This window comes from Novosphingobium cyanobacteriorum, from assembly GCF_029436685.1.
Lineage (GTDB): Bacteria > Pseudomonadota > Alphaproteobacteria > Sphingomonadales > Sphingomonadaceae > Novosphingobium > Novosphingobium cyanobacteriorum.
This window is the reverse complement of sequence record NZ_JAROCY010000018.1, coordinates 1-17,823: the sequence shown is the minus strand read 5'-3', so window position 1 is coordinate 17,823 and position 17,823 is coordinate 1. Positions and strand designations below refer to the sequence as shown.

18 protein-coding genes are annotated in these 17,823 nt (G+C 62.5%); 17 read left to right on the top strand and 1 reads right to left on the bottom strand.

Features of this window, described 5'->3' with window-relative positions:
* Nucleotides 1-73: 73 nt before the first annotated feature.
* From POM99_RS17015 to POM99_RS16955, 13 genes are all read left to right on the top strand, one after another.
* On the top strand, nt 74-985 hold the full coding sequence (locus tag POM99_RS17015; RefSeq protein ID WP_277279681.1) for an SDR family NAD(P)-dependent oxidoreductase: 912 nt from the start codon (nt 74-76) through the stop codon (nt 983-985).
* A complete protein-coding gene (locus POM99_RS17010; protein WP_277279680.1) occupies nt 982-1,626 on the top strand; it encodes a glutathione S-transferase family protein in 645 nt (214 codons plus the stop codon). The genes POM99_RS17015 and POM99_RS17010 overlap by 4 nt, the downstream gene beginning before the upstream one ends.
* A 104-nt stretch (nt 1,627-1,730) precedes the next feature.
* On the top strand, nt 1,731-2,414 hold the full coding sequence (locus tag POM99_RS17005; RefSeq protein WP_277279679.1) for a TetR/AcrR family transcriptional regulator: 684 nt from the start codon (nt 1,731-1,733) through the stop codon (nt 2,412-2,414).
* Nucleotides 2,415-2,548: 134 nt separating this feature from the next.
* Complete coding sequence (locus POM99_RS17000) at nt 2,549-3,964, top strand: FAD-dependent oxidoreductase (protein ID WP_277279678.1); 1,416 nt, start codon at nt 2,549-2,551, stop codon at nt 3,962-3,964.
* Nucleotides 3,965-3,977: 13 nt separating this feature from the next.
* Nucleotides 3,978-4,808 carry a fumarylacetoacetate hydrolase family protein gene (locus POM99_RS16995; RefSeq protein ID WP_277279677.1) on the top strand — a complete coding sequence of 277 codons (831 nt, stop codon included), beginning with the start codon at nt 3,978-3,980 and terminating at the stop codon, nt 4,806-4,808.
* On the top strand, nt 4,805-5,782 hold the full coding sequence (locus POM99_RS16990; RefSeq protein ID WP_277279676.1) for a cupin domain-containing protein: 978 nt from the start codon (nt 4,805-4,807) through the stop codon (nt 5,780-5,782). The genes POM99_RS16995 and POM99_RS16990 overlap by 4 nt, the downstream gene beginning before the upstream one ends.
* Nucleotides 5,783-5,814: 32 nt before the next feature.
* Nucleotides 5,815-7,470 (top strand): FAD-dependent monooxygenase, encoded by a 1,656-nt coding sequence (locus tag POM99_RS16985; RefSeq protein WP_277279675.1) that lies wholly within the window; start codon nt 5,815-5,817, stop codon nt 7,468-7,470.
* Between the two features lie 102 nt (nt 7,471-7,572).
* Entirely contained in the window at nt 7,573-8,367 is a 795-nt protein-coding gene (locus tag POM99_RS16980; RefSeq protein WP_277279674.1) for an enoyl-CoA hydratase/isomerase family protein, read from the top strand.
* Nucleotides 8,368-8,513: 146 nt separating this feature from the next.
* Nucleotides 8,514-9,296 (top strand): helix-turn-helix domain-containing protein, encoded by a 783-nt coding sequence (locus POM99_RS16975; RefSeq protein ID WP_277279673.1) that lies wholly within the window; start codon nt 8,514-8,516, stop codon nt 9,294-9,296.
* A 17-nt stretch (nt 9,297-9,313) separates the two neighbouring features.
* Nucleotides 9,314-9,535 carry a hypothetical protein gene (locus POM99_RS16970; protein ID WP_277279672.1) on the top strand — a complete coding sequence of 74 codons (222 nt, stop codon included), beginning with the start codon at nt 9,314-9,316 and terminating at the stop codon, nt 9,533-9,535.
* Nucleotides 9,536-9,642: 107 nt separating this feature from the next.
* Nucleotides 9,643-10,674 (top strand): aldo/keto reductase, encoded by a 1,032-nt coding sequence (locus tag POM99_RS16965; protein WP_277279671.1) that lies wholly within the window; start codon nt 9,643-9,645, stop codon nt 10,672-10,674.
* A 35-nt stretch (nt 10,675-10,709) separates the two neighbouring features.
* Complete coding sequence (locus POM99_RS16960) at nt 10,710-11,441, top strand: enoyl-CoA hydratase/isomerase family protein (RefSeq protein WP_277279670.1); 732 nt, start codon at nt 10,710-10,712, stop codon at nt 11,439-11,441.
* Entirely contained in the window at nt 11,407-12,648 is a 1,242-nt protein-coding gene (locus POM99_RS16955; RefSeq protein ID WP_277279669.1) for an oxidoreductase, read from the top strand. The genes POM99_RS16960 and POM99_RS16955 overlap by 35 nt, the downstream gene beginning before the upstream one ends.
* Before the next feature lie 113 nt (nt 12,649-12,761).
* On the opposite strand, the gene POM99_RS16950 is transcribed toward POM99_RS16955, so the two are convergent.
* On the bottom strand, nt 12,762-13,412 hold the full coding sequence (locus POM99_RS16950) for a helix-turn-helix domain-containing protein (RefSeq protein ID WP_277279668.1): 651 nt from the start codon (nt 13,410-13,412) through the stop codon (nt 12,762-12,764).
* A 72-nt stretch (nt 13,413-13,484) separates the two neighbouring features.
* Between POM99_RS16950 and POM99_RS16945 the strand changes: the two genes are divergently transcribed.
* The 4 genes from POM99_RS16945 to POM99_RS16930 are packed head-to-tail and all read left to right on the top strand — an operon-like array spanning nt 13,485 to nt 17,560.
* Complete coding sequence (locus tag POM99_RS16945) at nt 13,485-14,528, top strand: phosphotransferase family protein (protein ID WP_277279667.1); 1,044 nt, start codon at nt 13,485-13,487, stop codon at nt 14,526-14,528.
* The gene (locus POM99_RS16940) at nt 14,525-15,262 is read left to right on the top strand and encodes an SDR family NAD(P)-dependent oxidoreductase (RefSeq protein WP_277279666.1); all 738 of its coding nucleotides are present in this window, start codon (nt 14,525-14,527) and stop codon (nt 15,260-15,262) included. Before POM99_RS16945 ends, POM99_RS16940 begins: the two co-directional genes overlap by 4 nt.
* A gap of 15 nt (nt 15,263-15,277) precedes the next feature.
* Complete coding sequence (locus tag POM99_RS16935; protein ID WP_277279665.1) at nt 15,278-16,504, top strand: acyl-CoA dehydrogenase family protein; 1,227 nt, start codon at nt 15,278-15,280, stop codon at nt 16,502-16,504.
* An 18-nt stretch (nt 16,505-16,522) separates the two neighbouring features.
* A complete protein-coding gene (locus POM99_RS16930) occupies nt 16,523-17,560 on the top strand; it encodes an alcohol dehydrogenase family protein (RefSeq protein WP_277279664.1) in 1,038 nt (345 codons plus the stop codon).
* The last annotated feature ends 263 nt before the right edge of the window (nt 17,561-17,823 follow it).

Sequence of the window (17,823 nt, the reverse complement as noted above, 5' to 3'; positions counted from 1 at the left end):
TCCGCCCGAACGGGAAGAAACCTTCGGCTGACGACAGCCCCGAGGTGAGGGCGACGCGCAAGAGGATGGATTGATGCAGCAGGCAGGGTTTCTGGATCAGCGCGCGAAGCTGGGCGGCCGGGTGGCCGTGGTGATCGGCGGCGGCGGCGGCATCGGTGCAGCGATCACCCTCGCGCTGGCCGGGGCGGGCGTGGACGTGGCCCTGTGCGACATTGACGGAACCGAGCTGGAGGCCACGGTGAAGGCTGCGACGGCAACCGGCCGTCGCGTCCATGGCGACGTGCTGGATGCCACCGATCCGGCCGCGCTCGACGCCTTCTATGACAGCGTCACCACGGTCTTCGGCCATGCCGACATCGTCGTGAACGTAGTGGGTGGCACATTCCGGACCGCCTTCATGGAGATCGACCGGGCGGGCATTTCCGCCGATATCCAGCGCAATTACGGCTATGTCGTCCAGTCCGTCCAGCGCGCCGTGCCCCTGCTCCGCGCAGGCGGCATGCGCGGTGGCAGCATCGTCAACTTCACCACGATCGAGGCGCACCGCGGCGCTGCCACCTTTGCAGTTTATGCCGGAGCCAAGGCGGCGACCACCAATTTCACCCGCTCCATCGCGGTGGAACTCGGCAAGGAAGGCATCCGGGTCAACTGCATCGCGCCCGATACCACGCCCAGCCGGGGCAACCAGGTTGCTATGCCGCCCGAAGTCGGCGCGCGGTTCGCCAATGTCCGGCCCGAGGCGATCGGTGAGGCCATGGCCATGTACATCCCGGCCGGTTCCTCCCCGCCAGTCGATGCCCTGGCCGATGCCGTGCTGTTCCTCGCCTCGGACCTGTCTGCCTTCGTCAGCGGGATGACGCTTCACGTCGACGGCGGGACCATGGCGGCGGCCGGTTTCCTCGACTGGCCGCACGGCGATGGTTTCGTTCCCGTGCCACTGGGCGGCACCACCCCACTGATGTTCCCCGGAGAGGACAACACATGAAGCTCTACGCCCTCACCCTGTCACCGTTCGCCGCGCGCGTGCGGCTGGCCCTGCGGATCAAGGGCGTGGACTATGAACAGGAAGCGCCGCCCGGTGGCAGCACCCGTTCGCCCGAGTATCTGGCGATCAGTCCCATCGGCAAGCTGCCGGTGCTGGTCACTGACGACGGCCTGGTGATCGCGGAATCGGAAACGATCATCGACTATCTGGAGGATCACTACCCCCAGCCATGCCTGATCCCCAAGGACCCGACTGCCCGCGCGCAGATCCGCAATGCCGTGCGCACCACCGAACTTTACGTGGTTCCCGCCCTGCAGCGCCTGTTCGCCCAGCGCGACCCGGCCACGCGCAACGATGTGATCGTCACCGCCGAACTGGCGCAGCTGCGCAGCGGCCTCGCGCTCGTCTCGCACTATGTCGACAATGCCACCTTCGCCGCTGGCGGGGTGATCAGCAAGGCGGACTGCGTCGTCCTGCCCACCCTGCTGCTGTGCGGCATTGCCGGGTACATGTTCGGCGCACCGGAAATCCTCGGGGAATTCCCGAAGCTGGCCGGTTACGCCGCCAAGGCGCAGACCCATGCCGACATGGGCGCCGTCTGGGCCGAAACGCAGGCAGCGCTTGCGGCCCTGATGGCCTGATCATTACTGCCGCGCATCCATGACGCGCATTCATGCCATCGGGGCCTTGCGCACAGCGGTCCAATGGATCATGCCGATGGACCTGTTCCGGAAAGACTGATCCTTTGGGGGGCCAAGCAATCGCCACATCGTCAACCCTGATCGCCCCGCCGGGGCACGCGGCGGAGCCGGCCAAGCGGCGGCGGCGCACCCGGGCCGACGTGACAGACCGGATCCACACGGCCGCGCGGGAGCTGTTTGCCGAGCGCGGTTACCAGGGCGCCACGACCAAGGAGATCGCCCGCCTCGCCGACGTGTCGGAAACCCTGCTGTTCCGCTACTATGGCAGCAAGGCGGCGCTGTTCGATGAAGTTGTGGCGCAACCGTTCAACCGCCTCCTGCTCGATTTCCTCGCCAAGCGCCCTCATGCGGCAGACCCGCAGGCGGCCGAGCACGGCATCTTCATGGCGGTCTACGATCTGATCGACCAGAACCGCGCGCTGTTCACCGCGCTGCTGTCAGCCAAGGGCGCCACGGGAGAGGACGGAGCAGGACCGCCGTTCAACGGCCTCCTGCCCTTTTACCGCGCGGGCGCGGCCGAGCTGACCCAGAAATACACGGAACTTGGGCAAACCCCGCCGTTCGATCTGCAGATTGCGCTGCGCCTTGCCTTCGGCATGCTCGCCTCCTCGGTGCTGCTGCGGGACTGGCTGTTTCCGGACGGGGTTCCGCCGGGCGAGCAGATCGTGGGCTTGCTGGAACAGGTCGTCGCTCGCGCTCTCGAACCGGTGCCCGTCGAGCCGCGCTGACCGGTCAACGCTTTCCCTCCGCGCAAGCGCAGGAAGGGCAATCCACCACAACCACGATGGATTGTGAGCTGTGGCTTTTTTGGTAGGACCATACTCCGAGGCAGCGGCTATAGCTGCACGCCAAGGAGTGAATCATGCGTCTTGTCGAATGTGATGTTGCAGTAATCGGCGGCGGGCTGGGCGGTCTGACTGCGGCCTTGCGGGTGGCCGAGGGCGGGCGGAAGGTCGTGGTGTTCGAGAAATCGGGCGAAGACCGCTATGTCAACAACACCCGCGTCTGCGCGGGCGTGTTCCACCTTGCGCTGACCGACATCACGGCTGACGAAGACGCGCTGGTAGAGAAGATCACAACGATCACGGGCGGCATGGCCGAACCGGAACAGACCCGCGCCGTCTCGCGCGATGCGCGCCGTGCGGTGAAGTATCTTCAAAACCACGGCGTGCGCTTCATGCGCGGCAGCCCCGAGCCTCATCACAACTATGTACTGACCCCGCCAGCGCTGATCCGCGTCGGCCTGCAATGGGAAGGCCGCGCCGGCGACGTGCTGATGCGCACGCTGGAAAGCGAACTGACCAAGGCTGGAGGCAATATCGCGCGCGGCCACCACGTGACGGCCATCACCCGCGATGCCGGCGGCGCGATCACCGGGCTGGAAGGTACCGATTCCGACGGCCCGTTCACCGTTCATGCCGCCAATGTCGTCGTCGCCGATGGCGGCTTCCCTGCCGATCCGGAGATGCTGCGCAAGTACATCACCCCGGCGCCCGACAAGGTGCTCCAGCGCAACACCCGCAAGGGCGCAGGCGACGGCATCCGCATGGCCCAGGCCATCGGCGCCGCCCTGTCAGAGCGGATGGACGGCTTCTATGGCCACGTCATGCATCGCAATGCGATGACCAACGACAACCTCTGGCCCTACCCGTGGTACGATGACATCTGCACCAATGCGATCATCGTCGGCGACGATGGCAAGCGCTTCTGCGACGAAGGCTTTGGCGGTCCGCACATTGCCAATCGCATTGCCGCGCTCGACGATCCGCTCTCGACCTGGGTGATCTTTGACCAGGCGATCTGGGAAGAAGGCGGCAAGGCCCGCTCTTTCCCGGCCAACCCGCACATGGAGGCGAACGGCGGCCCGATCGAACGCGCCGATACGCTGGAACAGCTGGCCGAAAAGATCAGCATACCAGCGGAAACCCTGATGGCCACCGTCAATGCCTACAACGCTGCGGTGGACGCCGGGACGACCGAGCAGCTCGATCCGCCCCGCGCCACCTTCCGCTACAAGCCCTGGAAGATCACGCAGGGTCCGTTCTACGCCGGTCCCGCCTGCGCCGGGATCACCTATACCATGGGCGGCCTGCGCATCGACGGGCTGTGCCGCGTGCTCGACACCGGCGGCGCAGTGATCCCCGGCCTCTATGCGGTCGGCACGTCGACCGGCGGGATCGAGGGCGGCGATCGCACCGGCTATGTCGGCGGCCTCGCCAAGACCGCAGCGACGGCCCTGCGCGCAGCCGAACACATCACCGGCGACCTGGCCGCCTGAGGGGGATGTTCCGATGAAGCTGTTCCGCCTTGAAGGCAATCGCATCGGCGTGATCGCGGATGACGTCTGGCACGACGTGACCGATGCGCTCGACACCAATCCCGCCGCTTGGCCGCCGACCCAGATGGTCAGCTTCATCGCCAGTCTTGGTGAACGCACGCTCCAGCAGGTGCTGGCCGATCCCGCCGTGCGCCGGATCGATCCCGCGCCGGAAAAGCTGCTGACTCCGGTGGAATGGCCGAACAAGCTGATCTGCTACCCGGCCAATTATGAAAAGCACCGCGAGGAAATGAACTCGCAGAACCGGGCCGACAAGAACCGCTTCTTCCTCAAGGCCAATTCCAGCCTGAGCGGCCCGAACGACCCGATCGTCATGCCCACGGTCAAAGGCCGCGAGGTTCACCACGAGTGCGAGCTGGGCATCATCATCGGCAAGCGCGGCCGCCATATCACGCGTGAGGACTATGCCGAATACATCTTCGGCTACACCTGCCTGATCGACATGGTAATTCGTGGCCCGGAAGAACGCGTCTGGCGCAAGTCGTGGGACAGCTTCTGCCCCAATGGCCCGTGGATCACCACCGCCGATGAAGTGCCGAACGTCCACGCGCTCGACCTCAACCTGTGGGTCAACGGCGAACTGCGCCAGTCCGCCAATACCCGCGATCTCCTGCTCGACATTCCCGGCATGATCGCGATGGCCTCTGAAGCCGCCACCCTGATGCCGGGCGACATCATCGCCACCGGCACGCCCGAGGGCGTCGGCCCGGTCCAGGCCGGGGACCATGTCCGCATCGTGGTCGACCACGTTGGCGAGATGAACCTCAAGGTCGTTGCCCCGTGACGACGGCACCGGTCGCCGACCTCCCCTCCGCCTTCGCTGCCGCGCCCGATCTCGACGCGGTGAACGCGCTGCTGCCTCAGGCAGGAGTCGGGCCGGGCTGGGCCAAGCCCAAGCCTTCGGTCTATCCGCAGCCGCATAAGGTGTTCGTCCCCGCGCACTGGCGTGCGGCGGAAACCCGTTCCGCGCTCGATTCCGCGGCCCGCTATGTCGACACGCACATGTCGGAGCGGCGCAACCTGATCCTTGTCAACCCGCACGAGGGCAACGACTACGCAACCGCGCGCACCCTCGTCGCGGCCTACCAACTGGTCCTTGCCGGAGAGACCGCGCGCAGCCATCGCCACTCGCCCAATGCCCTGCGCCTTGTGCTCGATGCGGCACCCGGCGCTTGCACCATCGTCGATGGCGTGCGCGTGCCGATGGAGCCGGGCGATGTCCTGCTGACCCCGAACTGGGCTTGGCACGGGCATGACAACGGCGCCAGCGCCGATGCCTTCTGGATCGACTTCCTCGACGTACCGTTCATCCACCTGATCGAACCGATGTTCTTCGAACAGTACCCGGACTGGATCGAGCCTGCGGGCGAACCGAACCCGGAATCGCCCTACCGCTTCGCCTTTTCGCAAACCGGCCCGGCAGTGCGTGCCGCCGCCGAAACCCGCCAGGGCGAGCGCTGGCTGGAACTCGGCCCGCCGCACATGACCACGATCGGCCTTGCCCTGCGCCACCTGTCCGCAGGGTCCGTGCTGCACGATCCGCGCACCACGATGAACGCGATCTACGCCGTGCTCGAAGGGAGCGGCGAACTGACCGCCGAAGGCCGAAGCTTCCCGTTCGCGCGGGGGGACGTGCTGGTCGTGCCCGCCTGGACCCCGGCCGACTGGATCGCGCGCGGTGAAGCCACCCTGCTGCGGGTCAGCGATGAACCCATGCTCAGGGCCTTGGGCCTGCTTCGCAGCGAAACTCCTGCCTGAACCCCCGCGGACAGCTGGCGAAAGACATCTGCATGAAGACCCCTTTGGAAACGCCTGTCCTGATCATCGGTGGCGGCCCGATCGGGCTTGCCCTGGCCGGCGACCTTGGCCGGAGGGGCATCGTCTCCGTGCTGATCGAACGGCAGGATGGGACCGATATCCTCCAGCCCAAGATGGACCTGCTCCACGCGCGGACCATGGAGATAGTCCGCCGCTGGGGGCTGAAGGACAAGGTCCATGCCGCCGGTTTCAACCGCGACCATTCACAGGACTATGCTTGGGTCACGGCGCTGACCGGCGGCTGGGAACTTGGGCGCGAGCCCTTTCCCACCAATGCCGCCTCCCCGCCCGAGCCGCAGAGCCCGGAACACAAGGAGCGCTGCCCGCAGAACTTCTTCGATCCCGTGCTGCGCGAATTTGCGCTGGCCACCGGCAATGCGCGGCTGTTCCACAGCACCGAACTGGTTGATTTCGAGGAGACCGATAGCGGCGTCCTCGCCACGGTCCGCAATCTTGTTTCGGGCGAAACGTGGCAGGTCCGGGCCGACTACATGCTCGGTTGCGATGGCGGGGCCAGCCCGGTGCGGACAAAGCTCGGCATCACGCTCAGCGGCAACGCCTTGCTCACCAACACCACCAACATCATCTTCCGTTCGGACGAACTCGGCCCGCTGATCGAGATCGCCCCCCATGCCTACCGCTACATCTTCATCGGCCCCGAGGGCACCTGGGCGACGATCGTCTGCATCGACGGTCGCAATACCTGGCGCTTCTCCTTCGTCGGTTCCGCCGACAAGCCCGCCCTGACCGAGGCCGAGGCCGCCGATGGCATCCGCCGCGCCGTGGGCCGGGATTTCAGCTTCGAGATCATCTCGTCGATGCAATGGAGCCGGCGCGAGCTGACGGCTGACAGCTATGGCCGGGGCCGCGTGTGGCTCTGCGGCGATTCCGCGCACCAGCTTTCGCCCACCGGCGGCTTCGGCATGACCACCGGGATCCAGGAAGCGGCTGACCTCGCGTGGAAGCTCGCTGCGGTGATCCAGGGCTGGGGCGGCCCTGCCCTGCTTCCCTCCTACGAGGCAGAACGCCAGCCCGTGGCCAAGCGCAATGTAACCGAGGCTGCCGTCAACCTCGGTCGAATGCTGTCCACTCGCAAGCAATTGCCCCCGCAAGAGATGTTCGAACATGGTCCTGCAGGCGATGCGGCGCGCAAGGCCTATGGTGAAATGTATACCGAGACGATGAAGCCCGAATGGTTCACCCTCGGCATCACCATGGGATATCGCTACGACAATTCGCCAATCATAATTCCCGACGGCACCCCACCCCCACCACTGGAAGTGACCACCTATACCCAGACAGCGCGCCCCGGCGCCCGCGCTCCGCACGTCTGGATGGGCGAGGATAAGTCAACCATCGACTTATTCGATTTGGACTTCGTCCTATTGCGCATCGGCAGGGCAAACGATCGTTCGCTTGCCGATGTCACGGTGCTGGAGTTTGCGGCTCATGCCGCCGGGGTTCCTCTGCGCACGGTCGATCTCATCAATGATGAGGTGGCAGATGCTTATGAAAGGCGCTTGATTCTAGTCAGACCCGACGGCCACGTTGCTTGGCGATCCGACCTGGTCCCTGACACTGCGGAAGCCAGACGAATTATCGATATCGTTCGCGGCGCCGGGGTCTGAGCCCAACGCATTGCCGATATCAAAGGCTGAGCGTGCATCCTCGCTGGCCAGCCCAAGGCCTGCTCTTCTACCGTGTCACGAAGGCTTCATCGGGAGGATCCCATGTACGACTACTGCGAGAATGTTAAAGTTGAGCGGCGGACCGACGGCATACTCGTGGTCACGCTGGATAATCCGCCTACCAACGCCTTTGATGATCCGATGCATGACCAGCTTCGGCGACTGCTCGAAGATGTAAACCATGACAAGCAGACCAAAGTAATTCTTCTCACCGGTGCCGGCGAGAAGGCATTCTCCGCTGGAGGCGATATCCAGCACATGCGGGACCTGCTTGATCAGCCGCGGCAAACGCTTGAAGCTTTCGTGGAGGCTCGCCGCCTGCTCAACGCCTTGCTCCGTCTGGAAAAGCCGCTCATAACCCGGCTGAACGGTCATGCCATCGGCCTTGGTGCTACGATCGCACTGTTTTCCGATTTGTGTTACGCAGTAGAAACGGCCCGCATCGCAGATCCTCACGTGGCAGTAGGCTACGCCGCGGGGGATGGCGGCGCGCTGATCTGGCCACAGCTGATCGGCTATATGCGCGCGCGCGAATACCTGCTGACCGGCGATCCGATCCTTGCCCGCGACGCAGCCGAACTTGGTCTGATCAACCAGGCAGTGCCAATGGCCGACCTCGACGATATTGCCTATGGCATGGCAGAACGCTTGGCCAAGGGAGCAACAGTGGCGATCAACCTGACCAAGCAGGCAATCAACTTGCCCCTGCGCCGACAGTTCGAAGGCATGGTCGATGCCAGCGTCTTCTTCGAGGCGATCTCGGCCATGTCCGACGACCACCGCGAAGCCGTGATGGCCTTCTTGGAGAAGCGCCCGCCCCAGTTTACCGGAAATTGATCCCGTTCAGAGCCGATCTGCATCGCATGGGTGAATTTCCCACATTTACCTCTTGCGCGTGACCGGTTTTTTTGGTCCTACCATTAAACAGGACGGTCGCAAGGGGGAGCGACCGTCGTCCACCGAGCGATCGAAAGGGCGACGACATGACCAGAGGGCTGGAAGGCAAAAGCGTCAAATCGGCACGCCGCGTTCTCGAAGTACTGGAGTATTTCAGCAGCGGCCCGACTGAAGCAACCGTTATGGAAATGGCCCGTGCGTTGGACTATCCGCAGTCCAGCACTTCGGAACTGCTAAGCAGCCTGGTTACTTTGGGCTATCTCAATCATGATCGCCATCGACGCACCTTCCGACCCACCGTCAGAGTGGCGGCGATTGGCAGTGGAGTCGGCGCTGACGTTTTCCGGCGTGGTGCAATCCTCGATCTGGTGGAGGACGTGCACGAAGAAACCGGAGCAGTTGTCATCGTCGGCATGGCCCAGCGCGGCGTATTGCATCATGTCCATATGGCAGGATGCACTCACCCTGTGCGAGAGCGCAGCCCCGGCCCGATGCTTCATTCAGCGCTCGGTCAAGCCTTGCTCGGGGCAATGACTGATACCGAAGTCCGCAGACTGCTTCACCGACTGAACGCCGATGCCGAACCCGGTGAGGTGGTTGTCGCAAGCGCCTACATCGAAAAGCTCAATGTAATCCGCCAGCGCGGCTACGCACTTGCACCGACCCGCGATGGGCAATTGATGCTTGCGAGAAACGTACCATTCGCGCAGCCTGATCCCTTGGCAATCGGCGTGATCCTGCCCGTGGCGGAACGAGAGTCGCGGCATAAGGACGTGCTCGAAAGTCTGAACGGGGCTTTCCGGCGCCATCTTTCACCGACGCCATCGGCAAGGCAGGGCCGGATGGAAATAGCTGCGGCGCTCTCCTGAGTGCCAACGGAGGCCCAATGCAGACTTACCCGATGATCGACTTTGTGGTGAAGCGCAAATCCCCTCTGGCAATCGGTGCCGGAGTTCTTGTCTTCCTGCTTTTTGCCGCGGCAGCGGATGTTCTGACTGCTCCGATTCTGCTTGCGCCGGGCGTGATCTTGGCGGGCCTAGCCTGGTTCCTTTTCAACCTGCTTGGTGAAATCGTCCAGGTGATCGCGGAAACGCTACTCCCTCGTTGACCCTATCACACCCGCGATGACGGTACGCAGATGCCGCCAGCGCCTCGCCTTGCCCGTTCTGAGGTGGCAGAACCGTGTCACGGTTACGGCCAAAGGACGTAGGTACAATGCGATACGGTCTGTTCGGGCGATCTGGCCTTCGGGTGTCAGAGTTGTGCCTTGGCACAATGAACTTCGGCTTTGAGGGCTGGGGCATCGAACCTGCCGCAAGCTATGCGATCATGGAAACCTACGCCGCGGCGGGCGGTAACTTCCTCGATACGGCTCATATCTACGGGGACGGGCAAAGCGAGCGGGCGGTAGGCGAATTCATCCGTGCCGACCGAGACCATTTTGTCGTCGCGACCAAATACACCCCAAGTCTCGGCACAGACATACTCAAGGCCGGCAACAGCCGCCGCACCATGATCCGTAGTGTCGAGGACAGCCTGAAGCGTCTCGGCACCGATTATATCGATCTATTCTACATCCACATGTGGGACTTCACCACGCCGCTGGACGAGATCATGCGCGGATTCGACGATCTCGTGAGTTCCGGCAAGGTGGTCTACGTCGCCGCCTCTGACGTCCCCGCGTGGCAGATTTCGCGGGCAAACATGCTGGCTGACATGCGTGGCTGGGCACCATTCATAGGGATCCAAGTGGAATACAGCCTCGCCAGGCGCACGCCTGAGCGCGATCTCCTTCCTATGGCAGCCGAACTCGATCTTGGCGTGGTCGCGTGGGCTCCACTGGCGGGCGGCGCGCTGGTCGGGGGCAGCGGACCACGCAACGCCCTGCGCGCCGCCAATGCAAGCCCGCAGGTTCAGGCCGTGGCCACCGTGGTCAGCCAGATTGCTGAAATGACGGGCCACTCGGCCAGCCAAGTTGCGCTCGCCGGGCTTCGCCAGTTGGGGCACCACCCCCGTGTCCTCCCAATCGTGGGTGCCAGCAGCGTCGATCAGTTGCGCAGCAATCTCGCCTGCCTCGAAATTACCCTTGATAGAGAACACATGGCTGCGATCGACCAGGCAGGTCGCGTGGATCTCGGCTTCCCGCACGAATTCCTTGCCTCCCCGTCAATCCTGAAGCTGACCACAGGCGATAATGCCGACCGGTTCGACAACCATCGCGCACCAAACCGGGCGCCCCGATGGTGACCGCCAGTCCCCTCCTGATCGAGCGCGAAGGCCCGATGGCGATCCTCACGCTTAACAACCCGGCCCGGCGCAATGCCCTGTCGATCGCAATGCGCGATGCGCTGACCAGTGCCATCGTCAGTCTTGGCAACGATCCCGACTGCCGCGCGATCGTTCTTACCGGTGCGGACGGCCACTTTTGCGCCGGCGGCGATTTCCAGGACTTCCCTCAGACCTCGGTTTATGCCGCTCGTGGCCGTCTTGAACAGGGTAGCGCCACCTTGATGCGGGCCATGGTCGCTGGGCGCACGCCGATTGTCGCTGCCATCGAGGGGCATTGCGTCGGTGCCGGGGTCTCGCTGGCTGCGGCGTGTGATCAAGCAGTCATGGCCCGCACCGCCCGCCCCCGTTGCGCATTTGTCAGTGCCGGGCTGTTCCCCGATCTTGCCGGCCTCTGGGCCATTCCGCGCCGAGTCGGATTGGGCCAAGCCAAGCGGTTGACGATGTTGGGACGCGCGATCTCCCCCGAAGAGGCCCTGCGCATCGGATTGGTTGACGAGTTGGCCGACGAAGGTGGCGCCCTTGCAGCAGCCAAGGCCATCGCCATTGAACTCGCTGCCCAGCCGCCGCTGGCTCTCGCCATGATGAAGGCCATCTATGCCGATGGGCTGGACGAGGTCTTGCGCCAAGAAGTCGGTCTCCAGCCGGTCCTGATGACAACGCAAGACCACCGCGAAGCCATAGCTGCCTTCTATGACAAGAGGGCGCCCCGATTCACCGGGAAGTAACTGCAAACACCTGTATTACTTTGGGATTTCATATATGACCTCTGCTACCGCAGCCATCCAGCCGGTTGATTTGTCACCCCTGTTCAAACCGCTCGCCATTCGCGGTGTCACCCTTTCCAACCGTTTCGCCATGGCGCCGATGACCCGGGGCTTCTGTCCTGACAACCTGCCCGGCGATGACGTTGCGAGCTATTACCGCCGCCGCGCCGAAGGCGGTACGGGCCTCGTCATCACCGAGGCAATCGGCACTGATCATCCGGCCGCTGTAGGTGACACCGGGCTCGGCGAAACCAATCTTCCTGTCTTCAATGGGCCGCAGACGGTCACCGCCTGGGCCAATGTTACCGCCGGTGTCCATGCGGCGGGTGGGAGCATTTTCGCGCAGATATGGCACCAAGGTCCGATGCGGATGCCCGATGGCGTGAACCACGCCTTCTCGCCATCCGGTCGCTATGGCGATCCGGCAACTGCGGCTGACTACTATATCGAGAAAGCGAAAATCATTTCTGCTGCGCCAATGCCGGTGCCCACAGACGAGGAGATCGCCGACGTGGTCACAGGCTTTGGCCGGGCGGCGCGCGATGCCGTGGCAGCAGGGTTCGACGGTCTCGCTCTGCACGGTGCGCATGGCTACCTGATTGATGCGTTTCTCTGGGCAGAGACCAATCAACGGCCCGCGCCGTGGGGCGGTGATGCCGTTGCCCGCACCCGGTTCGCCGTCGAGGTGATAAAGGCCTGCCGCGTCGAACTGGGCGAGGATAGACCGCTGATTTTCCGTTTTTCCCAGTGGAAGCAACAGAATTTCCGGGCCAAGCTGGCACAGTCGCCCAGCGTGTTGGAGGCGATCCTTGGCCCACTCGCCGATGCGGGGGTGGACTTGTTCGACGCCTCGGTCCGTTACTTCAACACCCCGGCCTTCCCCACCGAAGGCGAACTTTCGCTGGCCGGGTGGGCCAAGAAACTGACCGGCAAACTGACCGGCGCAGTCGGGGGAATCGGCGTAGTCAAGGGCATGTATGACACGATGTCCGCCACTGCTGATGCCGCCAACAACCTCAGTCTCGTACTTGCGCGGTTTGAGGCAGGTGAGTTCGACATTGCCTCTGTTGGTCGAATGATCCTCCACGATCCGGAATGGGTCGACAAGGTCCGACGGGGTGCGCCCCTGCCTGCCTTCGATCCGGAAACACTCGGTCGGCTGACATGACGAGATTCTCTTCGGTGAACGGTGGTGCGGCGATCCATTATCGTACCGGCAGCCCTCCAACATCATCGAATACGTGCATGGTTGGACAGTAAATCAACCCGAACCGATCGGGATCATTGTCCGATACTACGGTTTTCCACGATGGCGGTAAGTGCTTGGGCTACTGCGTCGAGAGTATCGGGACTCGACCACATCGGGTGTTCGCGCGTGCGGTCCGCGAGTTCTGCCTCGCGAGCAGCAAGAATGCCGCCAAGCGCCGAGCCCAGAAACACGAAGCGCTGGTTCAGCACCTCACTCGGCAAATCAGGCATCAAACGTCTGATCTCGTTAAGAAACGTTACATATCCCGTATTCCACTCACCGCCAACCACTTCCATAAAAAATGCGCGGTTCGACATCTGCAATCCAACCACGAAACGATTGTAACACTCCCCCCAGGCGGGTGGATCGGGATCGATTGATGTCACGACCAGCCCCTGAACCACTTCGAAGACAGTTGCGGGACCGCCCCTTTGGGCCCGAAGGTTGATCCAATCCTTGCGCCGTTGATCAATAGCCCTCGCCCCATCGACAATCAGTTCACGAATCAGGGCGTCCTTTGACCCAAAATAATACGTCAGCGCGTTGTGATTCTTCTGACCGGCGGCCTCGGCAATTTGCCTCACGGTCACCCCGTCAATGCCCCGCTCGGCGAAGAGTTTGAGGGCCACAGCCTTCATATGCGCCGCTGCGCCACCCCGGTGCGGCGAACTCGAATTCATCATCAGTCGTATTTGGCATTGACAACTGCCGCCGTCAAACCTCATTATCCATATGGATAAGAAAGGTCAGGTGGAATGATCGGGAATGTCGACCTCGTTGGGCTGGCTGGCTGGATGGACGCGCAGGGCCTGGGAAAGGGACCGATCGACGACGTTCGGATGCTGTCTGGCGGCACCCAGAACATTCTCATGCGATTTCGCAGGATGGGCGAGAATTACGTTCTGCGACGGCCTCCGTTTGCGCTTCGAGATAATTCAAATGAGACGATGCGACGCGAAGCACGTGTCCTCAAGGCGCTCGATGGTTCCGGCGTGCCGCACCCGCGGCTGATCGCCGCCTGCGCGAGTGAAGACGTCATCGGATCAGCGTTCTACCTCATGGAACCGGTCGAGGGGTTCAATCCCGCCGAAGGGTTGCCCGCGCTTCATACCAGTCGCCCCGAGCTGCGCCATCGCATTGGTCTGGCGATGGTAGAAGCCATTGCAGCACTCGGGGCGATTGATTGGCAGGGCGCGGGCCTGACCGGTTTTGGCAAGCCTGAGAATTATCTGGAGCGACAAGTTGGAAGGTGGAAAGCACAGCTTGTCAGTTATCAGCAGCTGGCTTGCTGGCCGGGTCCCGCCAATATCCCTGGAATAGAGCGAGTAGCCTCGTGGCTGGAGAAAAACCGCCCGACCTCATTCACACCTGGCATCATCCACGGTGACTTCCATCTGGCGAATGTCATGGTCCGGCCAGACAACGGCGATCTCGCCGCGGTCGTCGATTGGGAGCTCAGCACGATCGGCGATCCTTTGCTGGATCTAGGCTGGTTGCTGGCAACCTGGCCGGAGGGTGAGACGCCTGCTTCAACCGACGTGGCCGTGTTGCCATGGAGTGGCTTTGCCACGCCCGACGAACTGACCCATCATTACGCAAATGTTACCGGGCGAAGCCTCGAGAACCTCGATTGGTATGTGGTGCTGGCCTGCTTCAAGCTTGGAATAATACTCGAAGGCACGTTCGCCCGCGCTTGTGCAGGCCAAGCCCGGATGGAGGTTGGCAATCAGCTTCACGCCCAGACGATCGACCTGTTCGCTCGGGCACTTCGCAGAATCGACAAGAAGGATTGCAAATGAGGAGTGATACGGACTTCACCGGCAAACGCGTGCTGGTCGTTGGAGGTTCGAGCGGAATTGGCAACGGAATCGCGCATGGCTTCCGCATCCGAGGTGCGGATGTTCATGTCTGGGGTACACGCGCTGATGCCAGCGAATACAAGCGCGAAGACGGTTCCGACCTTGACGGCCTAGGCTACAGTTGTGTGGACGTTGGCGATCCCGATGCAATAGAAGCGGTCGCCTCGCCTTTCGCGACACTCGACGTACTGGTCCTTTGCCAAGGTACGGTTGTCTATCGTCGCGGAGAATTCGAACGAGCAGGCTGGGATCGAGTTATGGCTGTCAACCTTGACAGCCTGATGCACTGCGCGCGCCGATTTCGTGGTCAACTCGCCGAGACTAAGGGCTCGATCATCATAGTCAGCTCGGTCTCAGGCTTTCAGGCGAACATCGGCAACCCGGCCTATGCCGCGTCTAAAGCCGGCGCCATCAGCCTAACGAAGACATTGGGACAAGCATTCGGTTCAGATGGCATCCGAGTGAACGGGATGGCACCCGGTGTTGTTGACACCAAGTTGACCAAGATCACCACCCAGAACCCGGCACGCCTGGAAGGCGCACTCGCCCGCGTCCCGCAGCGGCGGATGGGAACGCCCGAAGATATGGCAGGTGCGGCGATCTTCCTAGCTTCACCCCTCGCATCATATGTCACAGGCCACACACTTGTGGTCGACGGCGGCTTGACCCTTTGAAAAGGCAGTAATCTCATGAACTTTGAATACAGCGCAAAAGTCGTCGACCTGCTGAACCGTGTAGAGGCCTTCATGGAGGAGCACGTCTATCCGCAGGAGCAGGCCTATTACGACTTCGTCAACGATCAGAACAATCTCTGGCAGGAATGGCCGGTGATGGAGGAACTGAAGGTCAAGGCGCGCGCGCAAGGCCTTTGGAACCTTTTCCTGCCGCATGAATACGGCGCGTTTTCGCCAGGCCTAAGCAATCTTGAATACGCACCTTTGGCAGAGGCGATGGGTCGCGTGCCTTGGTCGAGCCAAGTTTTCAACTGCTCGGCGCCGGACACAGGCAATATGGAAGTCCTGGCCAAATTCGGGTCCCCTGCCCAGCAGGAGCAATGGCTGAAGCCATTGCTAAATGGCGAGATCCGATCAGCTTACGTGATGACAGAGCCGCAAGTCGCCTCCTCGGATGCGACAAACCTAGAACTCTCGATCATCCCCGATGGCGACGAATACGTGATAAATGGCCGAAAGTGGTGGATTTCCAACGCCATGCACCCGCGTTGCGAGATCATGATCGTCATGGGCAAGACCGACTTCAACGCCCCTCGTCACGCCCAGCATTCCCAGATCCTTGTCCCGCGCAATACGCCGGGTGTCAGGGTTGTTCGCCATATGACGGTGTTCGGTTCAACCAATTCACCGGGCGGCGAAGTCGAGCTGGTCTTCGAGAACGCAAGGGTGCCGAAGGAGAACCTGATCCTTGGCGAGGGCCGCGGGTTCGAGATCGCTCAGGGCAGACTGGGGCCCGGCCGCATTCACCATTGCATGCGTTCGATCGGTCAGGCGCAACGCGCGCTGGAGCATATGGCCCGGCGTGCCGACAGCCGTGTCGCCTTCGGCCGCAAGCTGGCTGAGCAGAGCAGCATCCGCCAAGACGTGGCGAAGAGCTTCTGCGAGGTCGAGATGGCAAGACTGCTCACACTCAAGGCTGCAGACGCGATGGATCGTTACGGCAACAAGCAGGCAAAAGACCTCATCGCGGCGATCAAGGTCGTGGCTCCCACCATGGCTCAGACCGTCTCGGATCGCGCGATCCAGGTGCATGGCGGCATGGGTGTCTGCGATGACACGCCCGTCGCCTACTTTTTCACGCTCAACCGTTACGTGCGTATCACCGATGGCCCTGAAGAGGTCCATATGTCTCAGCTCGGCAAGCAGAAGATTGCCGAGTACGTCGCCAGCAACCGCCGTTGAGAGAGAGGTAGACCCGATATGAAGGCGCTGCGCTATTTCGGCCCCCGCGAAATCCGGTATGAAAGCATGGACGATCCAACGCCGAAGGATCGTGGCGATGCCATCATCAAGGTGGAGGCCTGTGCGATCTGTGGCAGCGACCTTCATATCTATCACGGCCACGGTTTCTCGAATGACCTGGGCTTCTGCGTAGGCCACGAAGCCGTGGGCGAAGTCGTGGAGGCCGGCAGTGCAGTGTCGCAGCTAAAGGTCGGCGATCGGGTGATGATCCCGGCGTCGGTCGGTTGCGGCGCGTGCCGCCAATGCCTTTCCGGGGTAGTGAACCTATGCGAGCAGGGCAAGGCGGCCTGCTACGGGCTTTCTGCCGAACTGCAGGGCTCGCAAGCCGAAGCCGTGCGGGTGCCTGCGGCCGATTTCAATGCGGTGAAGATCCCAGAGGGAATATCCGACGAACAGGCCTTGCTGTTGACCGACAATCTCGCAACGGCATGGTTCGGCGTACGCAATGCAGGCGTCATGCCGGGGAATAGTGTTGCGATCGTCGGACTCGGCCCGATTGGGCTGATGGCGGTCGACAGTGCATTGGTGATGGGCGCCCACGTGGTCTTCGCGATCGATCCGGTGCCGGAGCGCCGAGCCTTGGCGGAACAGGCAGGCGCCATTGCCCTTCACCCGGAAACAGCAATCGAGGCCGTCAAGGAGGCGACCAAGGGTCGCAAGCTCGATTGTGTGGTCGAGGCTGTCGGCAGGGACGAAGCGGTCGATCTTGCGCTGCGTCTCGTCCGGCCGCGTGGCACCGTTTCCGTTATCGGCGTGCAGCAATCGCGCCGCTACGCTTTTCCCCTGGAGCGCTTTTTCGCAGCCGGTCTCACGTTCCGCGCGGGAACTTGTTCGGTAGCCGAGGAATTGCCCGCGCTCTTTCCGCTTGTCCAATCGGGGAGGTTGAAGCCGGAAAAATATGTCAGCCACCGTTTGGCATTGAGCGCAGGTGCCGAAGCCTACAGGCTGTTCGAAGCACGCGAAGCCGGTGCCTTGAAGATGGTCCTCACACCTTGATTCCCCTGCTCTGGCGCATCAGCTGACGGGCACTGACGTGAAGGCGCTGCCTCACATAGCGAGAGACAGCGCTGGGATCGCCATAGCCCAGGCGATGCGCCAGAAACGCGAGGTTCGGCCTGCGCTCGGTCTTCATGTAATGTCAATCGGCGTTCAAAGTTGACCCCCTGATCGGCGCGTAAAACTGACCCCCCTATCGGTCTGGCAGGCGGTTATCCCGGTAGTCCATGGGAGGGGCCCGCGCATGCCGTCGCGCGCCGTCA

Excerpts from the sequence above, each read along its gene's own strand:
- POM99_RS16930 (WP_277279664.1), top strand. The coding sequence starts at position 16,523 with ATGAAGGCGCTGCGCTATTTCGGCCCCCGCGAAATCCGGTATGAAAGC.
- POM99_RS16965 (WP_277279671.1), top strand. The coding sequence starts at position 9,643 with ATGCGATACGGTCTGTTCGGGCGATCTGGCCTTCGGGTGTCAGAGTTG.
- POM99_RS16980 (WP_277279674.1), top strand. The coding sequence starts at position 7,573 with ATGTACGACTACTGCGAGAATGTTAAAGTTGAGCGGCGGACCGACGGC.
- POM99_RS17010 (WP_277279680.1), top strand. The coding sequence starts at position 982 with ATGAAGCTCTACGCCCTCACCCTGTCACCGTTCGCCGCGCGCGTGCGG.
- POM99_RS16945 (WP_277279667.1), top strand. The coding sequence starts at position 13,485 with ATGATCGGGAATGTCGACCTCGTTGGGCTGGCTGGCTGGATGGACGCG.
- POM99_RS16950 (WP_277279668.1), bottom strand. The coding sequence starts at position 13,412 with ATGATGAATTCGAGTTCGCCGCACCGGGGTGGCGCAGCGGCGCATATG.
- POM99_RS16985 (WP_277279675.1), top strand. The coding sequence starts at position 5,815 with ATGAAGACCCCTTTGGAAACGCCTGTCCTGATCATCGGTGGCGGCCCG.
- POM99_RS16970 (WP_277279672.1), top strand. The coding sequence starts at position 9,314 with ATGCAGACTTACCCGATGATCGACTTTGTGGTGAAGCGCAAATCCCCT.
- POM99_RS16955 (WP_277279669.1), top strand. The coding sequence starts at position 11,407 with ATGACAAGAGGGCGCCCCGATTCACCGGGAAGTAACTGCAAACACCTG.
- POM99_RS16935 (WP_277279665.1), top strand. The coding sequence starts at position 15,278 with ATGAACTTTGAATACAGCGCAAAAGTCGTCGACCTGCTGAACCGTGTA.
- POM99_RS16960 (WP_277279670.1), top strand. The coding sequence starts at position 10,710 with ATGGCGATCCTCACGCTTAACAACCCGGCCCGGCGCAATGCCCTGTCG.
- POM99_RS16940 (WP_277279666.1), top strand. The coding sequence starts at position 14,525 with ATGAGGAGTGATACGGACTTCACCGGCAAACGCGTGCTGGTCGTTGGA.
- POM99_RS16995 (WP_277279677.1), top strand. The coding sequence starts at position 3,978 with ATGAAGCTGTTCCGCCTTGAAGGCAATCGCATCGGCGTGATCGCGGAT.
- POM99_RS17000 (WP_277279678.1), top strand. The coding sequence starts at position 2,549 with ATGCGTCTTGTCGAATGTGATGTTGCAGTAATCGGCGGCGGGCTGGGC.
- POM99_RS16975 (WP_277279673.1), top strand. The coding sequence starts at position 8,514 with ATGACCAGAGGGCTGGAAGGCAAAAGCGTCAAATCGGCACGCCGCGTT.
- POM99_RS17015 (WP_277279681.1), top strand. The coding sequence starts at position 74 with ATGCAGCAGGCAGGGTTTCTGGATCAGCGCGCGAAGCTGGGCGGCCGG.